Source organism: Aeromonas sp. S41-2 (assembly GCF_027705845.1).
GTDB lineage: Bacteria > Pseudomonadota > Gammaproteobacteria > Enterobacterales > Aeromonadaceae > Aeromonas > Aeromonas hydrophila.
In genome coordinates this window covers 965,912-991,147 of sequence record NZ_JAPDCG010000001.1, presented here as the reverse complement: position 1 = coordinate 991,147, position 25,236 = coordinate 965,912, and the positions used below count along the sequence as shown (strand labels likewise).

Annotated in this window: 21 protein-coding genes, 1 rRNA gene, 1 pseudogene and 1 riboswitch; of the genes and pseudogenes, 12 read left to right on the top strand and 11 right to left on the bottom strand. The window is 61.3% G+C overall.

From position 1 onward, the window contains the following. Positions 1-141: 141 nt before the first annotated feature. The 5 genes from rrf to OKC44_RS04535 all read left to right on the top strand — a co-directional run bounded on the left by rrf (position 142) and on the right by OKC44_RS04535 (position 5,608). Positions 142-256: ribosomal RNA gene (gene rrf, locus OKC44_RS04555) — 5S ribosomal RNA — on the top strand. Positions 257-544: 288 nt separating this feature from the next. Beyond that, positions 545-997, top strand: a complete 453-nt coding sequence (locus OKC44_RS04550) for a pullulanase (protein ID WP_011704809.1) — start codon at positions 545-547, stop codon at positions 995-997. Between the two features lie 208 nt (positions 998-1,205). Then, entirely contained in the window at positions 1,206-3,353 is a 2,148-nt protein-coding gene (locus OKC44_RS04545; RefSeq protein WP_270811285.1) for an adenosylcobalamin-dependent ribonucleoside-diphosphate reductase, read from the top strand. Positions 3,354-3,363: 10 nt separating this feature from the next. Further along, positions 3,364-4,029 (top strand): TSCPD domain-containing protein, encoded by a 666-nt coding sequence (locus OKC44_RS04540; RefSeq protein WP_270811284.1) that lies wholly within the window; start codon positions 3,364-3,366, stop codon positions 4,027-4,029. A 208-nt stretch (positions 4,030-4,237) separates the two neighbouring features. Then, the gene (locus OKC44_RS04535; RefSeq protein ID WP_011704812.1) at positions 4,238-5,608 is read left to right on the top strand and encodes a PhoH family protein; all 1,371 of its coding nucleotides are present in this window, start codon (positions 4,238-4,240) and stop codon (positions 5,606-5,608) included. 82 nt (positions 5,609-5,690) lie between these two features. Here the strand turns inward: OKC44_RS04535 and OKC44_RS04530 are convergent. From OKC44_RS04530 to thiB, 4 genes and pseudogenes are all read right to left on the bottom strand, one after another. Next, positions 5,691-5,821 (bottom strand): annotated as a pseudogene (locus OKC44_RS04530) (thiamine ABC transporter ATP-binding protein); the annotation flags it as partial. Between the two features lie 37 nt (positions 5,822-5,858). Next, positions 5,859-6,566, bottom strand: a complete 708-nt coding sequence (gene thiQ, locus OKC44_RS04525) for a thiamine ABC transporter ATP-binding protein (protein ID WP_270811282.1) — start codon at positions 6,564-6,566, stop codon at positions 5,859-5,861. A gap of 65 nt (positions 6,567-6,631) precedes the next feature. Beyond that, the gene (gene thiP / locus OKC44_RS04520) at positions 6,632-8,254 is read right to left on the bottom strand and encodes a thiamine/thiamine pyrophosphate ABC transporter permease (RefSeq protein ID WP_270811317.1); all 1,623 of its coding nucleotides are present in this window, start codon (positions 8,252-8,254) and stop codon (positions 6,632-6,634) included. Beyond that, positions 8,251-9,231: a thiamine ABC transporter substrate binding subunit gene (gene thiB, locus OKC44_RS04515; RefSeq protein WP_270811315.1), complete on the bottom strand. Its 981-nt coding sequence runs from the start codon at positions 9,229-9,231 to the stop codon at positions 8,251-8,253. Before thiB ends, thiP begins: the two co-directional genes overlap by 4 nt. A gap of 51 nt (positions 9,232-9,282) precedes the next feature. Further along, positions 9,283-9,373: riboswitch (TPP riboswitch) on the bottom strand. A gap of 91 nt (positions 9,374-9,464) precedes the next feature. Here thiB and OKC44_RS04510 point away from each other — a divergent pair. Further along, entirely contained in the window at positions 9,465-9,755 is a 291-nt protein-coding gene (locus OKC44_RS04510) for a PilZ domain-containing protein (RefSeq protein ID WP_017410271.1), read from the top strand. Positions 9,756-9,854: 99 nt separating this feature from the next. On the opposite strand, the gene OKC44_RS04505 is transcribed toward OKC44_RS04510, so the two are convergent. The 5 genes from OKC44_RS04505 to leuA all read right to left on the bottom strand — a co-directional run bounded on the left by OKC44_RS04505 (position 9,855) and on the right by leuA (position 15,605). After that, positions 9,855-10,784, bottom strand: a complete 930-nt coding sequence (locus tag OKC44_RS04505) for a transglutaminase domain-containing protein (protein WP_270811281.1) — start codon at positions 10,782-10,784, stop codon at positions 9,855-9,857. 116 nt (positions 10,785-10,900) lie between these two features. After that, the gene (leuD, locus tag OKC44_RS04500) at positions 10,901-11,500 is read right to left on the bottom strand and encodes a 3-isopropylmalate dehydratase small subunit (RefSeq protein WP_270811278.1); all 600 of its coding nucleotides are present in this window, start codon (positions 11,498-11,500) and stop codon (positions 10,901-10,903) included. A gap of 12 nt (positions 11,501-11,512) precedes the next feature. After that, positions 11,513-12,910: a 3-isopropylmalate dehydratase large subunit gene (gene leuC, locus OKC44_RS04495; RefSeq protein ID WP_270811276.1), complete on the bottom strand. Its 1,398-nt coding sequence runs from the start codon at positions 12,908-12,910 to the stop codon at positions 11,513-11,515. Between the two features lie 32 nt (positions 12,911-12,942). Next, entirely contained in the window at positions 12,943-14,028 is a 1,086-nt protein-coding gene (leuB, locus tag OKC44_RS04490) for a 3-isopropylmalate dehydrogenase (protein ID WP_043125041.1), read from the bottom strand. A 2-nt stretch (positions 14,029-14,030) separates the two neighbouring features. After that, positions 14,031-15,605, bottom strand: coding sequence for a 2-isopropylmalate synthase (leuA, locus tag OKC44_RS04485; protein ID WP_270811274.1), 1,575 nt, complete (start codon positions 15,603-15,605; stop codon positions 14,031-14,033). Between the two features lie 407 nt (positions 15,606-16,012). Here leuA and OKC44_RS04480 point away from each other — a divergent pair, with 407 nt between their 5' ends. The 6 genes from OKC44_RS04480 (at position 16,013) to ilvN (ending at position 21,162) form a co-directional block, all read left to right on the top strand. Continuing rightward, positions 16,013-16,636, top strand: a complete 624-nt coding sequence (locus tag OKC44_RS04480) for a TetR/AcrR family transcriptional regulator (protein ID WP_011704823.1) — start codon at positions 16,013-16,015, stop codon at positions 16,634-16,636. Positions 16,637-16,761: 125 nt separating this feature from the next. Then, on the top strand, positions 16,762-17,262 hold the full coding sequence (locus tag OKC44_RS04475; protein WP_024944309.1) for a phosphatase PAP2 family protein: 501 nt from the start codon (positions 16,762-16,764) through the stop codon (positions 17,260-17,262). After that, the gene (locus OKC44_RS04470) at positions 17,262-18,371 is read left to right on the top strand and encodes an MJ1255/VC2487 family glycosyltransferase (protein WP_270811313.1); all 1,110 of its coding nucleotides are present in this window, start codon (positions 17,262-17,264) and stop codon (positions 18,369-18,371) included. The genes OKC44_RS04475 and OKC44_RS04470 overlap by 1 nt, the downstream gene beginning before the upstream one ends. A 36-nt stretch (positions 18,372-18,407) precedes the next feature. Next, positions 18,408-18,560: a hypothetical protein gene (locus OKC44_RS04465; RefSeq protein ID WP_011704826.1), complete on the top strand. Its 153-nt coding sequence runs from the start codon at positions 18,408-18,410 to the stop codon at positions 18,558-18,560. A gap of 389 nt (positions 18,561-18,949) precedes the next feature. Beyond that, complete coding sequence (locus OKC44_RS04460; protein WP_011704827.1) at positions 18,950-20,668, top strand: acetolactate synthase 3 large subunit; 1,719 nt, start codon at positions 18,950-18,952, stop codon at positions 20,666-20,668. Continuing rightward, the gene (gene ilvN / locus OKC44_RS04455) at positions 20,668-21,162 is read left to right on the top strand and encodes an acetolactate synthase small subunit (RefSeq protein ID WP_011704829.1); all 495 of its coding nucleotides are present in this window, start codon (positions 20,668-20,670) and stop codon (positions 21,160-21,162) included. The genes OKC44_RS04460 and ilvN overlap by 1 nt, the downstream gene beginning before the upstream one ends. Before the next feature lie 392 nt (positions 21,163-21,554). Here ilvN and pta read toward each other — a convergent pair whose 3' ends face one another. Next, positions 21,555-23,726 (bottom strand): phosphate acetyltransferase, encoded by a 2,172-nt coding sequence (gene pta / locus OKC44_RS04450; RefSeq protein ID WP_017410280.1) that lies wholly within the window; start codon positions 23,724-23,726, stop codon positions 21,555-21,557. Between the two features lie 51 nt (positions 23,727-23,777). Then, the gene (locus tag OKC44_RS04445; protein ID WP_011704831.1) at positions 23,778-24,980 is read right to left on the bottom strand and encodes an acetate kinase; all 1,203 of its coding nucleotides are present in this window, start codon (positions 24,978-24,980) and stop codon (positions 23,778-23,780) included. Positions 24,981-25,236 lie beyond the last annotated feature (256 nt).

The window sequence follows — 25,236 nt, the reverse complement described above, 5'->3', positions numbered from 1 at the left end:
TGTAAGCGCGGCGACGTGTTGAGCTAACCCATACTAATTACCCGTGAGGCTTAACCATACAACACCCAAGAAGTGTTCTAAGGCTTGTAGCAGATACCGAGAACGAACAACAAAATCAGCTTTCTTAGATTGAAGAATTTGCCTGGCGGCCATAGCGCCGTGGAACCACCTGAACCCATGCCGAACTCAGAAGTGAAACGCGGTAGCGCCGATGGTAGTGTGGCATTCGCCATGCGAGAGTAGGACACTGCCAGGCACCCAACACGAGAAACCCCGCTCAGATGAGCGGGGTTTTTTATTGCCTGAAATTCAACCTTTTCCTCTTTGAACCCCGTTTATCTGATCGTTCAAGATCATCTTTCCTGACCCCGTTTCCTATATGGTCTGCTTCTTGTCTGGCTGATATTTGTCCATCAATTCAATTGCTGAACAGAAAAAGCACAGAATGTGATGCCTCTACCTTTCTTGTGATGCCCGCTCTGCTTTAATTCGTCTGCCTACGTTCGATGGGCCAAGGAATCACAATAATCTGAGGAATGGACACATGTTCAAAAGAACAGTAACGATGATGCTGGCGGCGGGAACCCTGGTATTAGGCGGTTGTGCATCTCACGGTGGCGCAGAGCAAGCGGCTGCGGACAACAGCGATTTCGGTGGCAAGTCCATCTACCTGCGAGGGGAGATGAACGACTGGATGGCAACCGACGCGAGCAAGGTGGTCAAGGTAGCCGACAAACTCTACATGGCCAAGGGAACGCTCAAGAAAGAGTGGGCTCCCTACAAGTTCAAGTTCGCCGACTCAGGCTGGAGCTGTGGCACCAACTTCGGCTACAAGAGCCCGAGTGACGGTGTTGCCGTGCTGGGTGGTGAAGCCGTGCCGGTCAACCCCTGCTCCAAGTATGAAGACATGAAGTTCTCGCCGGATGCGGATGGCGTCTATGAGTTCTATCTGAACATGGCGGGCGATACCCCGACCGTGTACGTCAAGAAACCCTGATCTGGACCGGGAAGCACGTTTCCCGGGCGATGAATCGGTCAATGCCCCGGCCCAGCACACTGCTGGCCGGGGCGTTTTTTTAGGATGGGACAGGATGTCTCGTCATTAAAAATACTACATATAGTGTTTTTTATTTTGTTGGTTCGCTATTGGTTGTGTTTATTGCTACTGTCGTGACGTTGTTCCATTCACATGAGGTTGATTGAACATGGCTAAATCCAACCCGGTGCAGGAGAGTGAGAGCACCTCTCGCCTGATCCCCCTGCAGGAGATTTCCTTCGAGATCTGGGATAGCAAGTATCGTCTCAAGAGCAAGGATGGCGTCCCCATTGATGGCACGATTGATGAAACCTACCAGCGGGTCGCCCTTGCCCTGGCTGGCCAGGAGTCGCAGCCAGACGCCTGGTATGAGCCCTTCCTGTGGGCGCTGCGCAACGGCGCCATCCCGGCGGGACGCATCACGTCCAATGCGGGAGCCTTCGAGCACAAGCCGGCGACCTCGACCATCAACTGCACCGTCTCCGGTACCATCGAGGATTCAATGGACGACATTCTCGGCAAGGTGCACGAAGCGGGACTGACCCTGAAAGCCGGTTGTGGCATCGGCTATGACTTTTCAACCTTGCGCCCGCGCGGGGCTTTTGTCTCCGGTGCCGGGGCCTATACCTCGGGCCCGCTCTCCTTCATGGATATCTACGACAAGATGTGTTTCACCGTCTCGTCCGCCGGTGGTCGTCGTGGCGCCCAGATGGGCACCATGGATATCCGTCATCCCGATGTTGTCGAGTTCATTCAGGCCAAGCGGGAAGATGGGCGGCTGCGCCAGTTCAACCTCTCCCTGCTCATCACCGAGGAGTTCGTCAAGGCGGTAAAAGAGGATGCCCCCTGGACGCTGATCTTCCCCTACACCGCCAAGGAGGTGGAGCAGGACGGCATCGTGCTGGATGACCCCGAGCAGGTGATCTGGGCCGATTGGCCGAACAAGGAAGGGGTGGTCATCAACGAGTTGGGGCTGGTTGCCTGCAAGCGTTACAAGACGCTCCCCGCACGCAAGCTGTGGAACGTCATCATGACCTCCACCTATGACTATGCGGAGCCCGGTTTCATCCTGATCGACAAGGTCAACCAGATGAACAACAACTGGTTCTGCGAGGAGATCCGCGCCACCAACCCCTGTGGTGAGCAGCCTCTGCCCCCCTATGGCGCCTGCCTGCTGGGCTCGGTCAACCTGACCCGGTTCGTGCGCGATCCTTTCACCGAACAGGCCGCCTTCGACTGGTCCGTCTTTCGCAAGGTGGTGGCCATCTTCACCCGCATGCTGGACAACGTGGTGGAGATCAACCAGCTGCCGCTTGCCAAGCAGCGCGAAGAAATTATCAGCAAACGCCGTCATGGCATGGGCTTCCTCGGCCTCGGCTCGGCCCTCACCATGCTGCGGATAAGATACGGCTCTGCCGCCGCCGTCGCCTTTACCGAGCAGGTATCTCAGGAGCTGGCCATGACCGGCTGGCGCGAGTCCCTGGCCTTGGCGAAGGAGAAGGGTCCGGCCCCCATCATGGATCAGGAGTTCGAGGTGACCGGCAAGCTGCTGCGGCTGCGCCCCGAGATGGCGGCAGACGGTATCAAGCTTGGTGACAAGGTGAAGGGCAAGGTGCTGCACGCCCGTTACAGCCGCTACATGCAGCAGGTGGCCGAGGTGGATCCCGCCCTGGTTGCCGAGCTGGCCGAGGTGGGGGGGCGTTTCACCCACCACAGCAGCATTGCACCGACCGGCACCATTTCGCTATCGCTGGCCAACAACGCCAGCAACGGCATCGAGCCGAGCTTTGCCCATCACTACAGTCGCAACGTCATCAAGCCGGGCAAGAAGAGCAAGGAGAGTGTTGATGTCTACTCCTATGAGCTGCTGGCCTACCGCGAGCTGGTCAATCCGGCTGCCATGCCCTATGCCGAGGATGAGGCGACCCAGTTGCCGGATTACTTCATCACCGCCGACGACATCAGCCCGGCCCAGCACGTGGACATTCAGGCGGCGGCCCAGCGCTGGATCGACTCCTCCATCTCCAAGACGGCCAACGTGCCGACCGATTTTCCGTTCGAGCAGTTCAAGGACATCTACCTCTATGCGTCGGATTCGGGGCTCAAGGGTTGCACCACCTTCCGCTTCAACCCGGCAGCCTTCCAGGGGGTGCTGGTGAAGGAGCAGGATCTGGAGAACACCCTCTACGAGTTCACCCTGGAGGATGGCTCGGTCGTCACGGCGAAAGGGAACGAAGAGATCGAATACGATGGCGAGATGCATACCGCTGCCAACCTCTATGATGCCTTGAAAGAAGGCTATTACGGTAAATTCTGAGGACGAGCGCATGGTCAAGAAAATCGACAGGAAAATCGTCGCCTACCAGGTGAAAACCCGGGATGAACCGCAGCAACCCTCTGTGCAGGATGACGTGGTTCACATGCACGAAACGGTGTTGCGGCCGGAGCGGTTGATGGGCACCACCTACAAGCTGAAGACGCCGGAGCATGTCTCCGAGCACTCGCTGTTCATCACCATCAACGACATCATTCTCAACGAGGGGACGGTGCACGAGACTCGCCGTCCGTTCGAGATCTTCATCAACTCCAAGAGCCTGGAGCACTACCAGTGGATAGTGGCGCTGACCCGCATCATCTCGGCGGTGTTTCGCAAGGGGGGGGACGTCACCTTTCTGGTGGAGGAGCTGCGCTCGGTGTTCGATCCCAAGGGCGGCTACTGGAACAAGGGCAAGTACGTACCCTCGCTTATCGCCGAAATTGGCAACGTGATCGAAACCCATCTCACCGAGATCGGCATGCTCAAGGTGGCCGGGCTGGATGAACACCAGCAGGCGTTCCTGGCCGACAAGCAGGCCGAGCTGCAAGCCCGGCAACAGGCCGGGAGCGGTTTCCCGCCTGGTGCGGCGCTTTGCTACAAGTGCCACAGCAAGGCGCTGGTGCAAAAGGATGGCTGCATGACCTGCCTCAACTGCGGCGATTCCAAGTGCGGTTGAGTGATTGAGCGCAGACAACAGGCCGGCCTTGGTGCCGGCCTTTTTCATTGCTGCTTTTCTGTTCGAACGCATCGACGGCACACGCGATTTGTTGCGCGATAGTAAAATCGGGCGTAGCGTTGGGGGTAATAAAACTGTCACGGCCGTGTGGTTTCAATGACATCTGAGATTCACACACGTGGCACCTTCAGTGCCAAGGAGGATGCTTATGGACAACACGGACCGAAAGCTGTTTATCCTGGATACCAACGTTCTGCTTCACGAACCCCTCGCCATCTATTCCTTCAAAGAGCACGATGTGCTCATCCCCATGACGGTGCTGGAAGAGCTCGACAACATCAAGGATCGCCACAAGGACGTCAGCCGCGATGCACGAGTGGCCATCCGGGCGCTGGAGGATGTATTTCGCGATGCAACGCCGGAACAGATTGCGCAAGGGGTAGCGCTGGCCGGTGAAGCGAGCGGTCACATCTCCATCTTCAGTGACCATCATCTGCCGCAGGATGCCGAGGTGTTCACCGACAAGGAGGCCGACAACCGCATCATCAACGCGGCCCTCTACCTGCAAAAGCACGAGTTGAAACGTCAGGTGGTGCTGGTCACCAAAGACATCAACATGCGGCTCAAGGCCAAGGGCGCCGGGCTGGCCCACGTCGAGGATTACCGCAGCGACCAGCTGATCGACGACATCCGCCTGCTGGCCAAGGGTTTTCAGGTGGTGCCCGGCAGCTTCTGGGAGCGGGTCGGCGAGTGCGACAGCGAGACCCATGGCCGCGATACCGTCCACGTCATCGATGCCAACCTGCTGGAGGGCATTCACGTCAACCAGTACCTGATCGATGAAGAGAACTTCTTCGCCGCCCGGGTGCTCAGCCACGACAGCCAGAAGATCCGCATCAAGGATCTGGGGCGCGAACGGCTGATGTCCCGCAAGGCGTGGGGGGTTCATCCCAAGAACGTCTATCAGGGGATGGCGCTCGATGCGCTGCTCGATCCGCACATCGATCTGGTGATCCTGACCGGCCCGGCTGGCTGCGGCAAGACCCTGCTGGCCATGGCCGCCGCGCTGGAGCTGGTGATCGAGAAGGGGATCTACGAGAAGGTGATCGTCACCCGAAATACCCCGGAAATCGCCGAGAGCATCGGCTTCCTGCCTGGCACCGAAGAAGAGAAAATGATGCCCTGGCTGGCGGCGGTGACCGACACCCTGGAGGTGCTGCACAAGCAGGACGAGAACATGAGCGGGTCCCTCAGCTACATCATGGAGAAGGCCAACATCCAGTTCAAATCGGTCAACTTCATGCGTGGGCGCAGCATCCAGAACACCTTCGTGCTGCTGGACGAGTGCCAGAACCTGACCGCGTCCCAGATCAAGACCATCATCACCCGCTGCGGCGAGGGCACCAAGATCGTCTGCTCCGGCAACCTGGCCCAGATCGACTCCAACTACCTGAGCCCGGTGACCTCGGGTCTGACCTACATCGTCGAGCGTTTCAAGGACTTCGACGGCAGTGCCAACATCTTCCTGAACGGGGTGGTGCGCAGCAAGCTTGCCTCCTTCGCCGAGGAAAACCTCTGATTTGACTGACTATCTTCATATGAAAAAGGGAAGCCACTTGGCTTCCCTTTTTTGATCCCGCCACCAGTTCAGTGTCCTTGGATCATTGTCCAAGGTAGCGCAGCAGCCCGGGATGATCGCTGTTGTGCAGGATATCCGGCGTGCCCTGCAGGGCGATGCGCCCCTCATCCACGAACAACACCTGATCGGCGCAATCAGCTGGGCATCCTCCGGCAATGACAGGGGGATACCATCAGTTTTTAGCCATCTACTATGGCGCTAGCGCGCGGCCAAGGTAGCGCAGCAGCCCGGGGTGATCGCAGTTGTGCAGGATGTCCGGCGTACCCTGCAGGGCGATGCGCCCCTCATCCACGAACAACACTTGATCGGCAATGAGCTGGGCATCCTCCGGGTTGTGAGACACCATCAGCACGGTAATACCCTGCTCGCAGGCAAGCCTCGCCACTTCCGCCAGCATCTCCCGGCGCAGGGCGGGATCGAGCGCCGAGAAGGGTTCATCCAGCAGCAGCAGCGGCTTGCCCCGCACCAGGGCGCGGGCCAGCCCGACCCTCTGTTGCTGGCCGCCGGAGAGCTGTTCCGGCAGTCGGGTGAGCATCTCGCCGAGGCCGACCCGGTTTGCGGCATCTTTCACCTGAGCCCGTTGGGTTGCATTCAGGCGCAGACCGGGGTGCAGACCGATGGCGATGTTGTCGAACACTGACAGATGCAGGAACAGGTTGTGATCCTGAAACAGGGTGGTGACCGGCCGCGCGGCTGGGCCCAGCGGCAGCAGATCCTCGCCATCGAAGTCGAGGGTACCGGACTCTACCGGCACGAAACCGGCGATCATGCCGAGCAGGGTCGACTTGCCTGCACCACTCGGGCCGATGAGCGCGGTGATCTCCCCCTTGGGCAGGGTGGCGCTGAAGCTGACGCGCCAGTCCGGGTAGCTGGTGACCAGCTGATCAATATTCAGCATGTTCTCTTCTCCAAGGGGCTGCTCGACCGGCCGGAGCGGCCGAATAAACGGTTGGGGCGTGCGCTTCAATGTTCGGCATGCTTGCCTCCCAGGCCACGTTCAATCAGCCAGAACAGGGAGAAACAGAGGATCAGCAACAGCAGGGCGGTGGCGGCCGCCTCGGTCAACCGGTAGCTGCCGAGCTGCTGATAGAGCAGCCAGGGCAGGGTGGTGAGCTCCTGGCTGCCGAACATGGCGATGGCGCCGAGATCTCCCAGTGACAGGATCATCGAGAGCGCGGCCGCCTGGGCCAGCGGGCGGCGCAGCAGGGGCCACTCCACCAGCCGCAGGCGATGCAGACCGCGTACTCCCAGACTGTCGGCCAGCCGGTCGTACTGGCGCACCACCAATTGCATGGGGGCGGAGAGGGTGCGCAGCACATAGGGCAGCGCCATCAGGGCGTTGACCAGCACCACCAGCCAGGGGCCGAGGGCGAACACGTCGGCGAACGGCATGAACAGGATGAACAGGCCGGTGGAGAGCACCACTGCCGGGATCATCAGGATGACCGAGCCGCTGGCCTCCCACAGGGCGGCGGCCCGCCGCTTGCGATCCCGCACGCGCAGGTGACGGCTGGTGAGCAGCAGCGCGCTGCCGAGCAGAGTGGCCAGGCTGCCTGCCGCCAGCGCGATCAGCAGCGACTGGCCGCTGGCCAGCCACAACTTGCTTGAGGTCAGCGCGCCCGGCAGGCCGGGGTTGAGGCCGGCTACCACGATCGCCAGCAAGGGGGGCAGGAACACGGCCAGCCCGATCCCGAGGGCGAGGACGTCCACCAGACCGGTTCCCGGCTGATGGCGGTCCGGGCGCAGACAGGGACGCCGGGCGCTGATCCGGCTGGTCGGGCTGGTCTGCAGCTTGTGTTGCAGCATCAGCAGACCCGCGGTGAGGAGCAACTGCACCAGCGCCAGCCCGCCGGCGGTGGCGAGATCGAAGTCAAAGCGCAGCGCTTGATAGACGGCCACCTCCAGGGTGGTGGATTTGGGGCCGCCCCCGAGCGCCAGCACTGTGGTGAAGCTGGTGAAGCAGAGCATGAAGATGAGGCTGGCCAGACCTGGCAGCTGGGCCCGGATCAGCGGCCACTCCAGCAGCCGGAAAATATGGGAGGAGCGCATGCCGAGCTGGCTGGCGAGGCGCCAGGAAGACTCGGGAATGCTCTCTATGCTCTGCAGCAACAGACGCGCCGCCAACGGCATGTTGAAGAAGACGTGGGCCAGCAGGATGCCGAGCAGGCCATAAAGGTAATTGCCGGGGGCGAGCCCCAGCCCGTGCAGCAGCTGTGGCAACCAGCCCTGCTTGCCGTGTACCGCGACGATGCCGAAGATGGCGATGATGACCGGCAATACCAGCGAGAGGCCGAACAGTTTGAGCAGCAGGCGGCGACCGATGAAACGGCGCCGCGCCAGCGCGCGGGCCACCGGAATGGCCAGCCCGAGACTGAGCAGGGTGGAGAGCAGCGCCTGCCAGAGGCTGAAGCCCAGCACGTGGCGCAGGTAGGGGTCGGCCAGCAGGGTACGGGGCGCCAGCGACCCGGCCTGCCACAACAGGGCCGCCAGCGGCCCCAGGGAGAGCAGCAGGATGATCAGGGTGGCGGCACTGCCCGGCAGCCACCAGAGGGGGCGAGCCTGCGCTCTGGCGAAGATACGGCTCACTGGGTGACGGCTTGCAGCCACTCGCGGATCCAGTTCTTACGGTTGGCGGCCACCTCATCGCTGCTGAAGGCGAGCGGCTTAGCTACGGTGATCATCTGCTCGAAGCCCTTGGGCAGCGGCGTGTCGATCACCGGGTACATCCAGTTGCCGGTCGCCATCTCGTTCTGGAACGCGGGGCTTGTCATGAACTGCAGGAACTTATCCGCCAGCTTGCCCTGGGTGGCGCTGCTGAGCTTGGCGGCCACTTCCACCTGGCGGTAGTGACCCTCCTCAAACGCCGCAGCCTGATACTGCGGTTTGTTCTCGGCAATCAGGTGGTAAGCGGGGGAGGTCGTGTAGGAGAGCACCATGTCCGCCTCGCCGTCGAGGAACATGCCGTAGGCCTCGGACCAGCCCTTGGTGACGGTGACCGTCTTCTTGGCCAGCTGCGCCCAGGCGGCAGGCGCTTCATCCCCGTAAACCGACTTCATCCACAGCATCAACCCCTGACCCGGGGTGGAAGTGCGCGGATCCTGATAGATCACCTTGAGGTCCGGGCGCTCTACCAGCTCTTTCAGGCTCTTGGGCGGGTTCTTGAGCTTGCTCTGGTCGTAGACGAAGGCGAAGTAGCCGTAGTCGTAGGGGACGAAAGTATCGTCCTGCCAGCCGCCCGGCACCTTGACCCCGTCCAGCTTGCTGCCGTGGGGGGCAAACAGGCCGCTCTGTTTGGCTTCGCTGACGAGCGCATCGTCCAGCCCCAGCACCAGATCGGCCTTGCTGTGTTTGCCTTCCAGCCGCAGCCGGTTGAGGATGGCCACACCATCTTCAAGCGGCACCAGTTTGAGGGTGCAGCCGCACTCCTTCTCGAAGGCCTGCTTGATCTTGGGACCGGGTCCCCACTCGGCGGTGAAGGAGTTGTAGGTGTAGACGGTGAGGGTGTCGGCCGCGAAGGCCTGGGCACTGAGCAGGCTGGTGGCGACCAGCAGCAGGGTTTTCATTAGCGGCACTCCCTTAGCAATGAGGTGCCAGCGGATGAGGGCGCAAAAAATGAGCGCCATGCCTCAAATTCCTCCGCCAGCATTATCTGGATCAGGTTCACGGGTATAATCTCAGCGGTAAACCGCACCCCGTTTGAGAAACGAACCGCATTGTATTAACGTTCTTGGGGGGAGGCCAGCACAATTGTTCCTGCGGGCCAGCGAGACGGCGTCAGACAACAGAGGATGTTCGCGTGATCACCAGCACCAAGGAAAGACGCGCCTTCCAGCGCATGATAATCAATGCCCCCGTCACCATCTTTCAGCAACAGCAGGTACTGGAAGGGGTCTGCCGGGATCTCAGCGCCAACGGCATGGGGATCGCCGTCGCCGAGCATCAGCTCGATGTGAGCCAACCCATCCGGGTGAGCCTGGCCACCAACAACAACCTGCTGCCCCCCTTCGAGGCGCAGGCCCGCATCATCCGGGTGCTGGAAGAAGAGGATGGACTGCTGCTGGCCATCGAGTTCCAGGCCCTCGCCTGACCGGCCGTAACACCCTTCGTCATGCATCGACCAGCCCCGCGCTGGTCGATTTCATTCTGGCATGCTCCCTCATGTTTACGACAACTCCGGCGAGCAGCACTACTTGTCCGCGCGAACCGGCTGCACGCTCAGCTGCTTGCTGTCGATGAGGGTCTTGCTGGTTGGTGCCAGCTGGCCCATCGCCAGCTGGGCCGGGCCGGTGGGCTCCATCAGCAGATAGGTTTCCCCTTCCCGGTTCAGGGTGGCCTCACCCGGCTTGGCTGGCAGCGCTACTCCCAGCAGGGCATGACCCGGCACGAACACCATGGCCTGTTTCAATTCGGGAAAAAGCTGGGCCAGCATGGCGGCCATCAGGGTCACCTTGCTGTCGCAGTCGCCCTGGTTCTGCTCCAGCACCTGGCGCGGGCTTAAAAAGCCCTTCCCCTGGCGTCCCGACTGGCTGTCGAGCAGCTGATAGGGGATGGACTGCACGAAGTCGAGTATATGCGCCACCGTCTTCTGGCGGGCTTCGGTCTCGGTGCTGCCCTGCTGCTTGAGCTGCTCGGCCAGCGGCGCCAGTTCGCTGCGGCTCTCCAGCGCGATGCGCACATGGTCCTGCTTGATGGCGGCGCCGCCGTCGGGGGCGGTGAAGGGCTGGAAATAGTGCTGCTTGAGCCACTCGGCTTCCAGCTTGTCCCGTTGCTGGGTGAGCCAGCTCATGGCCTTGTTGACCTGCTCAGGCTGGCGTCCCTTGATCTTGAGCTCCATCTGGGGGCGAGAGAGGGAAAACTGCACGGTAGGGAATTCGGTCATCCCCTGTTGCAGCAGGCTCTGCAGCACGTCCTCCTGCATGCGGGCCGGCCGATAGGCGATGAGCGGTGGCAGCTTGCCCGCTTCCAGCCGATAGGTGAGCTGCTGCGCCTTGCCGTCCTTGTCCTGCCAGCCGACGTTGAGCTGCCCACCGCTGCTGTTGAAATAGGTCTGTCCAGCGCAGACCGGCAGCGCCAGCCAGAGGCCGCAGAGCAGGGGGAAGGCGATCGTCATCTTCATTCGAGTGTCCCATCGGGCATACAGAAGTGGCCGGCCATGCGTGTAGCCTGGCCTGACAATAAAACAGGGAGCCTCGGCTCCCTGTTGATTCTACTCGTTTTATGGCACCTGATGGGTCAAATCCAGCTCGGCTGTTTCGCCTCGAAGGCGCTGATGGTGGCCTCGTGCTGCAGGGTCAGGCCGATGGCGTCCAGCCCGTTGAGCAGGCAGTAGCGGCGGAACTCGTCGATCTCGAAGCCGAAGCTAAGGCTACCTGCGCGCACCTGATTGGCCTCCAGATCCACCTCGATCTGGATGCCCGGCTGGGCGGCAACCAGCTGGAACAGGGCCTCGACCTCCTCCTCCTTCAGGCGCACCGGCACCATGCCGTTGTTGATGGCGTTGCCGTAGAAGATGTCGGCAAAGCTCGGGGCAATGATGGTCTTGAAGCCGTAGTCCGCCAGCGCCCAGGGGGCGTGCTCACGGCTCGAGCCGCAGCCGAAGTTCTCGCGGGCCAGCAGGATGCTGGCACCGGCGAACTGCGGCTGATTGAGCACGAACTCGGGGTTGGGCTGTTGACCGGCATCGTCCAGGAAGCGCCAGTCGTGGAACAGGTGCTTGCCAAAACCGATGCGGTTGACCTTCTGCAGAAACTGCTTGGGAATGATGGCGTCGGTGTCGACGTTGGCGCTGTCGAGGGGGACGACGATCCCTTTATGCTGTTTGAATCCTGTCATCGCTGTTTCCTCTTACAGTGCGCGAATGTCGGCGAAGTGGCCGGTGACGGCGGCGGCGGCAGCCATGGCCGGGCTCACCAGATGGGTGCGGCCGGCGCGGCCCTGACGCCCTTCGAAGTTGCGGTTGCTGGTGGAGGCGCAGCGCTCCCCCGGTTGCAGCCGGTCGTTGTTCATGGCCAGGCACATGGAGCAGCCGGGCAGGCGCCACTCAAAGCCAGCCTCGATGAAGATCTTGTCCAGACCCTCGGCTTCGGCCTGGGCTTTCACCTGCTCGGAGCCCGGCACCACCAGGGCCTGCACGCCTGCGGCCACCTTGCGACCGCGGGCGATGGCGGCGGCGGCGCGCAGATCCTCGATGCGGCTGTTGGTGCACGAACCGATGAACACCTTGTCGATGGCGACGTCGGAGAGCTTCTGGCCCGGCTGCAGGTCCATGTAGGCGAGCGCCTTGCGGGCGGACTGCTGCTCCATCAGGTCGCTGAAGGATTCCGGCGCCGGAATGGGTTCATTGACGGCGATCACCTGACCCGGGTTGGTGCCCCAGGTGACCTGCGGGGCGATGCCGGCTGCGTCGAGCACCACTTCGGCATCAAACCTGGCATCGGCATCGCTCTTGAGGCTCTGCCAGTAGGCGATGGCCTGTTCCAGCGCCTCGCCCTTGGGGGCGAACTCCTTGCCACGGATGTAGTCGATGGTGGTCTGGTCGGGGGCGATCATGCCGGCCTTGGCGCCGAGCTCGATGGCCATGTTGCACACCGTCATGCGTCCTTCCATGGTGAGCCCTTCGATGGCTTCGCCAGCGAACTCCACCACATAGCCGGTACCGCCGGCATGGCCGACCCGGCCTATGATGGCCAGCACCACGTCTTTGGCGCTGATGCCTGCGGCCAGTTTGCCGTTGACCGAAATGCGCATGGTCTTGGCGCGGCCCTGTTTCAGGGTCTGGGTGGCCATCACGTGTTCCACTTCGGATGTGCCGATGCCAAACGCCAGCGACCCGAAGGCGCCGTGGGTGGCGGTGTGGGAATCGCCGCAGACGATGGTGGTGCCGGGCAATGTGATGCCAAGCTCGGGGCCCATCACGTGGACGATACCCTGGTATTGGTGGTTCAGGTCATACAGACGGACCCCGAACTCCTTGCAGTTGGCTGCCAGCGTCTCCATCTGGATGCGGGCCATCTCGCCGGAGGCGGCGATGTCCTTGGTGGTGGTGGAGACGTTGTGATCCATGGTGGCCCAGGTCAGATCCGGGCGGCGCAGCTGGCGGTTCATGGCGCGCAGGCCGTCGAATGCCTGCGGGCTGGTCACTTCATGCACCAGGTGGCGGTCGATGTAGATGAGGGGGGTTTCCCCTTCCACTTCCCGGACCACGTGGGCGTCGAATACTTTCTGATAGAGGGTCTTGGCCATTGCTCGGTTTCCTTGTTATCGATGCCGTGGGGTCAGATGCGCGCGGCGATCTGGCTGCCCATCTCAGCCGTGCTCTGCACCGGGTGACGGGCGCTGGCCTGATGCAGGTCGGCGGTGAAGTAACCCTCGGCCAGGGTCTGGGCCACGGCCTGCTCGATGGCCTGGGCGGCGGCTTCCTGGCCCAGGCTGTAGCGCAGCATCAGGGCGGCGGAGAGGATCTGGGCGATGGGGTTCGCAATGCCCTTGCCGGCGATATCCGGCGCCGAGCCACCGGCCGGCTCGAACAGACCGAAGCCTGACTCGTTGAGGCTGGCGGAGGGGAGCAGCCCCATGGAGCCGGTGATCATGGCGCACTCGTCGGAGAGGATGTCACCGAACAGGTTGGAACAGAGCAGCACGTCGAACTGGGACGGATCCTTGATGAGCTGCATGGTGGCGTTGTCGATGTACATGTGATTGAGCGCCACGTCCGGATAGGACTTGGCGACTTCGGTCACTACCTCGCGCCACAGAATGGAGGAGGCGAGCACGTTGGCCTTGTCGATGGAGGTGACCTTGGCCTTGCGCACCCGGGCCGACTCGAAGGCTATCTTGGCGATGCGCTCGATCTCGAAGCGATGGTACACCTCGGTGTCGAATGCCTTCTCGGTGGGGCCTTCCCCTTCACGCCCCTTGGGCTGACCGAAGTAGATGCCACCGGTCAGCTCGCGCACGCAGGCGATGTCAAAACCGCGATCCGAGATGTCGGCACGCAGCGGGGAGAACTGCTCGAGGCCGGTGTAGATGCGGGCCGGACGCAGGTTGCAGAACAGCTTGAAGTGGGCGCGCAGGGGCAGCAGGGCGCCGCGCTCCGGCTGATCGTTGGGTGGCAGGTGCTCCCACTTGGGGCCGCCCACCGAGCCGAACAGAACCGCATCGGCCGCCTCGCAGCCTGCAATGGTGCTCTGGGGCAGCGGGGTACCGTGGTTGTCGATGGCGATGCCGCCCACGTCATGGCGCTCGTAGTCGAGGGCGAAACCGAATTTGGCCTGCACTTTTTCCAGCACCTTGACGGCCTCGGCCATCACTTCCGGGCCAATGCCGTCACCCGGCAATACTGCGATCCGATAACTGCTCATACTCACACGCTCTCCGTATTGATCTTGTCTGTTTTTGCGACGTTGCGTTCCATCTGTTCGGCCACCTGCTCGGCGCGCCAGATGCTGTTGATCACGTGGATCAACGCCTGGGCGGAAGACTCTATGATGTCGGTGGCCAGGCCCATGCCATGGAATTTGCGGCCCTTGTACTGTGCGACTATGTCGACCTGGCCGAGGGCGTTCTTGCCTTCCCCCTTGCCCTTGAGTTCGTACTTGTCGATGCTGATCTCGTAGCCGGTGATGCGGTTGATGCACTGGTAGACCGCATCCACCGGGCCGTTGCCGGTGGCGGCTTCGCTGACGATCTCCTGGCCCACCTTCAATTTCACCGAGGCGGTGGCCATCACCGAGCTGCCGCTCTGCACGCCGAGGTACTCCAGCTTGAAGTGCTCCGGCTCTTCGTGGATCTGGCTGAAGAAGGCGAGCGCCTCCAGATCGTAATCGAACACCTGCCCCTTCTTGTCGGCCAGGGTGAGGAACTTGCCGTAGAGATCGTCGAGGTCGTAACTGCTCTCGGCGTAGCCCATGGACTCCATCCGGTGCTTGATGACGTGGCGGCCGGAGCGGGAAGTCATGTTGAGGTTGTTCTGGGTGAGGCCGATGCTCTCCGGGGTGATGATTTCGTAGGTGTTTTTCGCCTTGAGCACGCCATCCTGATGGATGCCGGAGCTGTGGGAGAAGGCGTTGGCTCCGACGATGGCCTTGTTGGGCTGCACCGGCATGTTGCAGAGCTGGCTGACCAGGGCGCTGGTGCGATGAATTTCGCTGTGGCGGATGTTGGTGTGCACCCCGAGCAGGTCGGCGCGGGTCTTCAGGATCATCGCCACCTCTTCCAGCGAGCAGTTGCCCGCCCGCTCGCCGATGCCGTTGATGGTGCACTCGATCTGGCGGGCCCCCATCTGCACGGCGCCGATGGAGTTGGCCACCGAGAGGCCCAGATCGTCGTGGCAGTGTACCGAGATGATGGCCTGATCGATGTTGGATACCCGGTTGAACAGGGTCTGGATGATGCCGGAGAACTCGGTCGGTACCGTGTAGCCGACGGTATCCGGAATATTGATGGTGCGGGCACCGGCCTTGATGGCGGCCTCCACCATGCGGCACAGGTTGTCTATCGGGGTGCGGCCCGCATCCTCGCAGGAGAACTCCACGTCGTCGGTGTAGCGGCGGGCATGCTTGATGGCGCTGACCCCCATCTCCAGCACGTCTTCGAAGCTCTTCTTCAGCTTGCTCTCGACGTGAATGGAGGAGGTGGAGATGAAGGTGTGGATGCGAAAGGCTTCGGCGACCCGCAGGGCTTCGCCGGCGGCGTCGATGTCCTTGGGCAGGGCGCGGGCAAGGGCACAGACCCGGCTCTGCTTGATGTGGCGGGCGATGGTCTGCACCGATTGAAAGTCGCCGGGAGAGGAGACCGGGAACCCCACCTCCATGACGTCGACACCGAGCCGCTCCAGCGCCTGGGCGATCTGCAGCTTCTCCTTGACCGTCAAGCTGGCCGCCAGAGCCTGCTCACCATCGCGCAGGGTGGTGTCGAATATGATGACCCGATCTGACATGTGACTTCCCTCTTCCTAAGTTCGGTGACGTGCATCCTGCGTTGGCATAAAAAAACCCGTGCAGGGTGCACGGGTTTTTGTAAATTCCGGCTATGCCTGAGCCCGGCTACAAGGATCCCGCGCGACTGGTCGCGATTAGGGAGATTAGTAGTAGCGGAGCGGCAATACGCATGATGAATCAATCCTTCCAGTCGATAACGCTTTTACCAATATCGAGATTTTTATGCTGTGTCAACCGCGCAGACCCGGTTCATTTCGCTGGTTTATTTAATCGGATTGTAAAGGAGTGCAAATTTACTTGTCCCATATTCGGCCCTTGCACGATTATCTGGTCATTCCTGCTGTACTCGATCATCTGTGCAATCAGATCGACTTGTCAGTTTTTGCTGAATTATCCGAGGTATTAAATGGAAAAACGTAGACCTGGTCGTCCGGTCGGACGTTCTGACATTCGTGACAAGTTGCTCTCTGCCGCCCGTGAGCGTTTTCTCAACACCCCCTACAGCAAGGTGACGACCCGTGAGATCGCCGAGCTGGCCGGCTCCAATCTGGCGATGATCCACTACTACTTCGGCAGCAAAGAGGGTCTCTACAAGGCGGTGCTGGGCGATGTGGCTGAGCCACTGGATCAAGCCTGGCACGATGAGGCCGGCAACCGCAGCCTCAACGATCTGCTCAATACCTACTATCAGGTGATGGCGCCCAACAGCGAGCTGACCTCCGCCATCTCCAGCGCATTATCGACCGAGAAAAGCCCAGGTCGGGATTTTGTGCTGAACCGCCTGCTGGAACGCCAGCTGCCCCAGTTCGATGCCTTGCTGGAGTCCATGAAGAACAACGGCGAACTGGGTGACAATCTGGATCCCGAGATGCTGAAGATCTCCTTCCTCAGCATGATGTGGCAGCCGTTCGTGATGAAGGATCTCTACGAGCAGGTATTCGGCCTGACCGTGGATGAACACTTCATGGCCCGCCTGGCGGATCACAACTGCCGTCTGATGGAAAACGGTCTGCGCGGCACTCTGAACTGATCATTTGCCACCTGGACAGCAAAAAGGGCCATTCGGCCCTTTTTTCATAAATCTGTTATCCCACGTTCAACCAAGTGTCACCCCGTCGCCCTAGTCTGCCCTAAGACTTCAGGGAAGGAGGGGTTATGAACAAGATCCAGCAATGGGACCTGCAGGTGTGCCGTATCTGCCTGCTGCACGCCTACAACCGGCCACAGGCCAGGATCAGCCGGCTTATCTCCCGGACCGGTGATGGCCCTCTCTACGCCGTACTGGCGGCCCTGCTCTGGTGGCAGGGGGAGGCCGAGCGCGAGCTGGTGAAGCTGGCGCTGCTCGCCTTCGCCTTCGAGCTGCCGCTCTACCTGCTGCTGAAAAACCTGCTCAAGCGCCAGCGCCCGGCGGGGCTGCCGGTCTTCATCACCCCTTCCGATCGCTACAGCCTGCCCTCCGGCCACACCGCCGCAGCTTTTCTGATGGCAACCGTGCTGGCCGCCAGCTTCCCGCTCTGGGCCCCCTTGCTGTTTGTCTGGGCCGCGCTGGTGGGGGCGTCCCGTCTGCTGCTCGGGGTGCACTATCTGAGCGATCTGGTGGCCGGCGCCCTGCTCGGCGGTGGCTGCGCCCTGCTGGCGCTCGGTTGGGGCCAATGATGAGGATCCTGTTCGGGGTACAGGGCACCGGCAACGGTCACATCAGCCGTAGTCGTACCCTGGCGCGGGCGCTGCGAGCCCGTGGTCTGGAGGTGGACTATCTGTTCAGCGGTCGCCCTGCGGACGGTTACTTCGAGATGGCCGAATTCGGCGATTATCGTGCCTTTCCCGGCATCACCTTCGTCAGCCATGAGGGGGCCATCTCGGGCTGGCGAACCCTCAAGGGGCTCTCGCCCCTGCGCTTCTGGCGCGATATGAGGGCCCTGGATTGCCGCGATTACGATCTGGTGATCAGCGATTTTGAGCCACTCAGTGCCCATGCCGCCCGTCGCTGGGGCAAGCCCAGCCTCACTATCAGCCATCAGGCCAGCTTCGACTGGCCCATTCCGCGCTGGGGCGAGAGCGGCTTCAATCGCCAGCTGATGCGCCACTTCGCCCCGGTCCGCCAGTCCCTCGGACTGCACTGGTTTCACTTCGGCCAGCCGCTGCTGCCGCCCATCATAGATCCCATCGCCCAGGCCCCCGACAATCAGCAGATCCTGGTCTATCTGCCGTTTGAGCAGACCGAGGCGATCGCAGCCCTGTTGTCGCGCTTCAACCAGCAGCGCTTCGTCTGCTTTCATCCGGCCATTCGCAGCGCCAGCCAGTGGCGCAACATAGCGTTCGAGCCGCAGGCGCGGGAAAGTTTCAAGCAGGTGCTGGCCGGCTGTCGCGGGGTCATCACCAACGGTGGTTTCGAACTGGCCTCGGAGGCGCTCTCCCTTGGCAAGAAGCTGCTGGTCAAGCCGCTGGGGGGGCAGTTCGAGCAGCTGACCAACGCCAAGACGCTGGAGTTGATGGGGCTGGCCCGGCTGATGGATGCACTCGATGCCAATGCGGTGCGGGCCTGGCTGGATGCCTCGGCCCCGGGCCAGATCCTCTATCCCGATGTGGCGGGGGAACTGGCGGGCTGGTTGGCGGACGGGGCAAAGGAGAGCGTGGCCGAGCTCTCGCGCCGGCTGTGGGCTCGCACCCTGTTTCCGGAAGAGGTGTGTGATCGGCTGAGCGAACTGGAGGGGGGCAGCCCGCTAAACAGCAGTTGGTTATCGCAAGTGAGCGCCTTTGACTAGACTGAGAGGGATCCCACCAAGGAGAGGACGGACACCATGCGCTTTACCAATGAAAACGGCGACACCATGAATCTGGCGGACAATCTCACCCTGCACGAGCTGCTGGACATGGGGGTCAGTATCTCGGTCTGCGAGGAGACGGATCCGGATCAGCAGATCTGGCTGGCGGAGCCGGAAGAGGATCACTGATCCCCTGCCAGGCTTGCGGGCCCACCCTGGCGGTGGGCTTATTTTTTTCCATTCAGGGCGGCCGTGGCAGCATGATCCGCTGGTCATTCCCCCAACTTCCCCGCATTGTCCCCGCCCTTTTTCTCAAGTCACTGAATGTTAATAGCTGTTTGAAATTTATGACTGTTCTGGTCAGACAAAGCCGTGGACAAGCGTTCACAAGCGGGTTAAGTTGGTTTTTCACCCGCTTTTCGGGTGAATGATGGAAAAAACCTATTTTTCTACTATCGACAGCGCCGAACTCGCCGGGTCCGTATTCAGACAACAACAATGCACGGACTGGCGGTGCCGGGAAGCAGCGGACTGCCGATAGCTTTCGCTTAACGGAGCAAAGCCTGGAGGGCTTTATCATGGAGATGTTATCAGGCGCCCAGATGGTGGTTAGAGCGCTGGAAGATCAGGGAGTTGAGCACGTTTTCGGCTACCCTGGTGGCTCAGTGCTCGACATCTATGACGCTCTCTTTGAAAACGGCAAGATGGAGCATGTCCTGGTGCGGCACGAGCAGGCCGCGGTGCACATGGCGGACGGTTACGCCCGCTCCACCGGCAAGGTGGGCACTGTGCTGGTGACCTCGGGTCCCGGCGCCACCAACTGCATTACGGGGATCGCGACCGCCTACATGGACTCCATCCCCCTGGTGATCCTGTCCGGCCAGGTGCCGACCAGCATGATCGGGGAGGATGCATTCCAGGAGACCGACATGATCGGCATCTCCCGCCCGGTGGTGAAGCACAGCTTCCTGTGCAAGAAGGCCAGCGACATTCCCGACGCCATCAAGAAGGCCTATTACATTGCTGCCAGCGGCCGCCCGGGGCCGGTGGTGGTGGATCTGCCCAAAGACGTGCAGAACCCGAAAGAGAAGTTTCCCTATCAGTATCCCGAGACGGTGTCCCTGCGCTCCTACAATCCGACCAAGTCGGGCCACAAGGGGCAGATCAAGCGGGCCGCCAAGCTGCTGGTGGAGGCCGAGCGCCCGGTGATGTACGTCGGCGGCGGCGCCATCAATGCCAATGCGGATCACCTGGTGACCAAGCTGGCGGAGCTGTTGAACCTGCCGGTGACCACCACCCTGATGGGGTTGGGGGCCTTCTCCGGCACCCATCCGCAATTCATCGGCATGCTGGGCATGCACGGCACCTTCGAAGCAAACAAGACCATGCACAACGCGGATCTGATCTTCGCCGTGGGTGCCCGCTTCGATGACCGCGTCACCAACAACGTGGCCAAGTTCTGTCCCAACGCCACCATAGTTCACATCGACATCGATCCCACCTCCATCTCCAAGACGGTGCAGGCCCACGTGCCCATCGTCGGCTCGGTGGAAACCGTGCTGGAGCAGATGCTGGAAGTGATCCGCGAGTGTGGTTTCGACAACGACAAGCAGGTACTGGCGGACTGGTGGAGCCAGATCGGCCAGTGGCGCTCGCGCAACTGCCTGGCCTACGAGACCCATCCCACCCTGATCAAGCCGCAGCAGGTGATCGAGACCCTCTACAAGGTGACCAAGGGGGAGGCGTTCGTGGCCTCCGACGTGGGCCAGCACCAGATGTTTGCCGCCCTCTACTACCCGTTTGCCAAGCCGCGCCAGTGGATCAACTCCGGCGGCCTCGGCACCATGGGGTTCGGCATTCCGGCCGCCATGGGCGCCCAGTTTGCCAACCCGGATGCGGTGGTCTGCTGCGTCACCGGCGACGGTTCGGTGCAGATGAACATTCAGGAGCTCTCTACCTGCATGCAGTACGGGGTGCCCATCAAGATCATCTCCATCAACAACCGGGCGCTGGGCATGGTCAAGCAGTGGCAGAAGATGTTCTACGGCGGTCGTCACAGTCACTCCTACATGGAGTCGCTGCCGGACTTCGTCAAACTGGCGGAAGCCTATGGCCACGTCGGCATCGCGGTGAGCGATCCGGCCGAGCTGGAGAGTGCCATGGAGAAGGCCTTCGCCATGAAGGATCGACTGGTGTTCATGGACATTTCGGTCGACCCGGATGAGCACGTTTATCCGATGCAGATAAAGTTCGGCGCCATGGATGAGATGTGGCTGAGCAAGACGGAGAGAACCTGATGAGACATATAATTTCCGTTCTGCTGGAGAACGAATCCGGCGCCCTGAGCCGGGTGGTGGGCCTCTTCTCCCAGCGCGGCTACAACATCGAGACCCTGACGGTGGCCCCCACCGAGGATCCCACCCTGTCGCGCATGACCATCGTCACCATGGGTGACGAGCGGGTGCTGGAGCAGATCCAGAAGCAGTTGCACAAGCTGGTGGACGTGCTCAAGGTGTGCGACTTGAGTGAGGGTGAGCACATCGAGCGGGAGATCGCGCTGGTCAAGGCGCGCGCCGCCGGTGGTGGTCGTGACGAGCTGAAACGGCTGGCGGATATCTTCCGCGGCCAGATCGTCGACGTCACCCCCGAGCTCTACACGGTGCAGCTGGTGGGTACCAGCGACAAGCTGGACGCCTTCATCAAGACGGCCGCCCAGACCAACGAGATCATCGAAGTGGTGCGCTCCGGTGTCTGCGGTATCTCCCGTGCCGACAAGGCGCTGCGCCCCTGAGTAGGTTGCTGGCGGGTTTGTTGTCCAAAGGGGCTCTTCGGAGCCCTTTTTCATGGGCGCAAGGCGTGGCCGAGTCTGTCATTTTCTTTCAAATGATCGGTAAACTATCCACAAAAGCTGTGGAAAAGTCTGTAGATTAGCGGTGGGGCTGACGTTAGTGTGCTGATCTTAAAGAAGTATTTGGATCTGATCTCGGCTGGGGTGCAATTGTGCAATCGACTCTGGCGGGTGTGAGCGTTTGCTTATCCCGCCGCCCTTGCCGGGCTGGCCTCTGAACGAGAATGCGGGATCCGGACTGGATCCTGATTTGATCTCGCGGATCAACATCTGCCCGTCAGCCATAAAAAAACCCGCCTTGCGGCGGGTTTTTCAACAGGGATAAGCTCGGTCGATTACTCGGCCTGGGCTGCCTGGATACCGGTCAGGGCGATGGTGTAGACGATGTCGTCCACCAGGGCGCCACGGGACAGGTCGTTGACCGGCTTGCGCATGCCTTGCAGCATCGGGCCGATGGAGACCAGATCCGCAGAGCGCTGTACCGCCTTGTAGGTGGTGTTGCCGGTGTTCAGGTCCGGGAACACGAACACGGTGGCTTTACCTGCGACCGGAGAGTTCGGTGCCTTGGACTTGGCCACGTTCTCCATGATGGCCGCATCGTACTGCAGCGGGCCATCAATGATGAGGTCGGGGCGCTTGGCCTTGGCCAGCTCGGTGGCTTCACGCACTTTCTCTACATCGGCGCCGGCGCCGGAGGTGCCGGTGGAGTAGGAGATCATGGCGACGCGCGGCTCGATGCCGAAGGCGGCAGCGGAGTCAGCGGACTGGATGGCGATCTCGGCCAGCTGCTCGGCAGTGGGATCCGGGTTGATCGCGCAGTCACCGTAGACCAGTACCTGGTCCGGCAGTAGCATGAAGAAGATGGAGGAGATCAGGGAAGAACCCGGGGCGGTCTTGATGATCTGCATCGGCGGACGGATGGTGTTGGCAGTGGTGTGCACCGCGCCGGATACCAGGCCGTCAACTTCATTGCGCTCCAGCATCATGGTACCCAGTACCACGTTGTCCTCCAGCTGCTCGCGGGCAACCACTTCGGTCATGCCCTTGTTCTTGCGCAGCTCGACCAGACGGGCCACATAGCGCTCGCGCACGGCAACCGGATCGATGATCTCGACGCGGTCGGTCAGTACCACGCCCTGCTGTTCGGCAACGCGACGGATCTCTTCCGGGTTGCCCAGCAGGACCGGACGGGCGATGCCACGCTCGGCACAGATGGCGGCAGCCTTGATGGTCCGCGGCTCTTCCCCTTCCGGCAGCACGACACGCTTGTTGGCCTGACGGGCCAGTTCGGTCAGCTGGTAGCGGAAAGCCGGCGGGCTCAGGCGACGGGAACGGGTGGACTTGGCGGAGAGAGACTCGATCCAGTGCTTGTCGATGTGGCCGGCCACATAGTCCTGCACCAGCTCGATCCGCTCGCGGTCATCTTCCGGAATGTCGACGTTGAAGTTCTGCAGGCTGACCGCAGTCTGCCAGGTGTTGGTGCCGGTGATCATGATCGGCAGGCCGGTGGCCATGGCCTGTTGGCACAGCGCCATCACCTGCGGTTCCGGGTGGTAGTTGCCGGTCAGCAGCAGGGCACCCAGCTTGACGCCGTTCATGGCGGACAGGCAGGCGGAGACGATGACGTCGGAGCGGTCGCCGGAAGTCACCAGCAGGCTGCCCGGGCGGAAGTGCTCGATCATGTTGTGGATGGAGCGGGCACAGAAGGTCACGGTCTGCAGGCGACGGCTGTCCAGCTCACCCTTGTGCAGGATCTTGGCGGCCAGGTGCTTGGCGAGATCCTTGGCGCGCGGGGCGATCAGCTGGGTATTCCAGGGAATGCAGCCGAGGATGCGCAGCGGGCTCTTGCCGAATACCTGCAGCACTTCCAGGTTATGGGCGGCGTCGGAGGTGTGGTGGTGGGCCTCGAACATCTCGGTCAGATCGGGGCGGGTCACGCCATGCTCGTCAACCGGTGCACCCACCTTGTTGATGACGCAGCCAACGATACGGGGGTTGTTGACGCCACCGAAGTTGGAGCAGGCCAGCTCGATGCGCTCTTTCAGCTTCTGGCTGGAGTCGTTGCCCGGATGGGTCACGAACACCATGTCGGCGTCCAGCGCCTTGGCGACGTCGTAGTTCAGCTTGTTGGCAAACGGCTGCTTGTCGGTCGGTACCATGCCTTCGATGACCAGCACTTCGGCACCGCTGGCCTTCACGTGCTCTTCGAAGCGGGCCACGATCTCTTCCAGCAGGATGTCGGTGTTGCTGGAGGTGATCATGTTCTCGGCGTAGGAGAGGGCGAACGGCTCGGGCGGGTTGATGTTGGCAGCGGCGCGGATCACGGCGGTGGAGCGCTCGGTACCGGTTTCACCCGGACGCGGCTGGGCGACCGGTTTGAAGAAGCTGACATTGACACCGTGACGCTCCATGGCGCGAACAACGCCAAGGCTCACGGAAGTTACGCCGACACCAGTGCCGACCGGGATAAGCATAATAGTGCGTGCCACTTTATACCCCTTGTTCATTTTTGGGATCAGGAAAAGGCCGCCCTTGGGCGGCCTTGCTCTACAGCGAAATTATGCGCCAACCAGTTCCAGCGCGTCGTGGGCGATGACCCACTCTTCATTGGTCGGGATAACCAGGGCTTTGGTGGAACCAGCCTTGGTGATCTCGCCACCCTTGCCGAAACGAGCCTTCAGGTTGGCGTCGTGATCGACGTCGAAGCCCAGCAGACCCAGCTTGTTCAGGGTGATTTCACGGATCGGGGCGGAGTTTTCACCGATACCACCGGTGAAGACCACGGCGTCCAGACGACCGTCCATGGCGGCGGCGTAGGCGCCGATGTACTTGGCCAGGCGATAGCAGTAAACGTCCATGGCACGCTTGGCTTCTTCTTTGCTGTCGTAGTTGTCTTCAACGAAACGGCAGTCGGAAGTCACTTCGGTCAGACCCTGCAGGCCGGACTCTTTGGTCAGCATGGTGTTGATGTCGGCCACGCTCATGCCCAGCTTGTCGTGCAGGAAGAAGATGATGGCCGGATCGATGTCACCGGAACGGGTACCCATCACCAGGCCTTCCAGCGGGGTCAGGCCCATGGAGGTATCGACGGATTTGCCGTTCTTGATGGCGCAGACGGAACCGCCATTGCCCAGGTGGCAGTTGATGATGTTCAGCTCTTCCACCGGCTTGTTCAGCTGCTTGGCGGCTTCCAGGCTGATGTAGTAGTGGCTGGTGCCGTGGGCGCCGTAGCGACGGATACCGTTCTCTTTGTAGAGCTTGTACGGCAGGGCGTACAGGAAGGCTTCTTCCGGCATGCTTTGGTGGAACGCGGTGTCGAACACGGCAACGTTCTTCTCGGCCAGCGCCGGGAACACGCGACGGGCTTCACGGATACCGATCAGGTGAGCCGGGTTGTGCAGCGGCGCGTACGGTACGGCGGCTTCGATGCCGGCGATGACGTCGTCGCAGATGCGCACGGAGGAGGTGAAGCGCTCACCGCCGTGTACCACACGGTGGCCGATGGCGATCAGGTTCTTGGACAGCTCCGGGTTGAGCGGCAGGATCTTGTTGACGATGTAGTCCAGCGCTTCCTGGTGAGCGGCACCGGCGCCCAGATCGGCACTGCCTTTCTCACCGTTCAGTTTCCACTTGATGCGGGCGTCGTCGAGGTTGAAGCACTCGGCCAGGCCGGACAGCAGGTCATCACCGGTGGTTGCGTCAATGACAGCAAACTTCAGGGACGAGCTGCCACAGTTAAGAACAAGAACCAGCTTACTCATGAATAAATCCTATCGCAGATTGGGTTGTGTAGGAGGATGCGTTGGACGAGCCGTGTCCAAAAACTTTCAACTTATCCTTATGAGGGTTGGCAATCTGTTGCTTGCCCCTTGTATAGTGATACAAGACCCGAAATCCAGACGTCCCTGACAGCGCAACGGCAGGCCGTTGGCGCAAAAATTGGGCGTACAAAGGATAACCCGATTGTTGAAAAATAACAAAGTCATCCTCAACCTTTGTTATTGCGCATCAAATATT

Coding starts and splice junctions, on each gene's coding strand:
- OKC44_RS04470 (WP_270811313.1), top strand. CDS start 17,262: ATGAGGATCCTGTTCGGGGTACAGGGCACCGGCAACGGTCACATCAGC.
- leuC (WP_270811276.1), bottom strand. CDS start 12,910: ATGGCCAAGACCCTCTATCAGAAAGTATTCGACGCCCACGTGGTCCGG.
- leuD (WP_270811278.1), bottom strand. CDS start 11,500: ATGACAGGATTCAAACAGCATAAAGGGATCGTCGTCCCCCTCGACAGC.
- OKC44_RS04445 (WP_011704831.1), bottom strand. CDS start 24,980: ATGAGTAAGCTGGTTCTTGTTCTTAACTGTGGCAGCTCGTCCCTGAAG.
- OKC44_RS04460 (WP_011704827.1), top strand. CDS start 18,950: ATGGAGATGTTATCAGGCGCCCAGATGGTGGTTAGAGCGCTGGAAGAT.
- thiB (WP_270811315.1), bottom strand. CDS start 9,231: ATGAAAACCCTGCTGCTGGTCGCCACCAGCCTGCTCAGTGCCCAGGCC.
- OKC44_RS04535 (WP_011704812.1), top strand. CDS start 4,238: ATGGACAACACGGACCGAAAGCTGTTTATCCTGGATACCAACGTTCTG.
- OKC44_RS04480 (WP_011704823.1), top strand. CDS start 16,013: ATGGAAAAACGTAGACCTGGTCGTCCGGTCGGACGTTCTGACATTCGT.
- leuA (WP_270811274.1), bottom strand. CDS start 15,605: ATGTCAGATCGGGTCATCATATTCGACACCACCCTGCGCGATGGTGAG.
- leuB (WP_043125041.1), bottom strand. CDS start 14,028: ATGAGCAGTTATCGGATCGCAGTATTGCCGGGTGACGGCATTGGCCCG.
- OKC44_RS04550 (WP_011704809.1), top strand. CDS start 545: ATGTTCAAAAGAACAGTAACGATGATGCTGGCGGCGGGAACCCTGGTA.
- thiQ (WP_270811282.1), bottom strand. CDS start 6,566: ATGCTGAATATTGATCAGCTGGTCACCAGCTACCCGGACTGGCGCGTC.
- OKC44_RS04545 (WP_270811285.1), top strand. CDS start 1,206: ATGGCTAAATCCAACCCGGTGCAGGAGAGTGAGAGCACCTCTCGCCTG.
- ilvN (WP_011704829.1), top strand. CDS start 20,668: ATGAGACATATAATTTCCGTTCTGCTGGAGAACGAATCCGGCGCCCTG.
- OKC44_RS04540 (WP_270811284.1), top strand. CDS start 3,364: ATGGTCAAGAAAATCGACAGGAAAATCGTCGCCTACCAGGTGAAAACC.
- OKC44_RS04475 (WP_024944309.1), top strand. CDS start 16,762: ATGAACAAGATCCAGCAATGGGACCTGCAGGTGTGCCGTATCTGCCTG.
- pta (WP_017410280.1), bottom strand. CDS start 23,726: ATGAACAAGGGGTATAAAGTGGCACGCACTATTATGCTTATCCCGGTC.
- OKC44_RS04465 (WP_011704826.1), top strand. CDS start 18,408: ATGCGCTTTACCAATGAAAACGGCGACACCATGAATCTGGCGGACAAT.
- OKC44_RS04505 (WP_270811281.1), bottom strand. CDS start 10,784: ATGAAGATGACGATCGCCTTCCCCCTGCTCTGCGGCCTCTGGCTGGCG.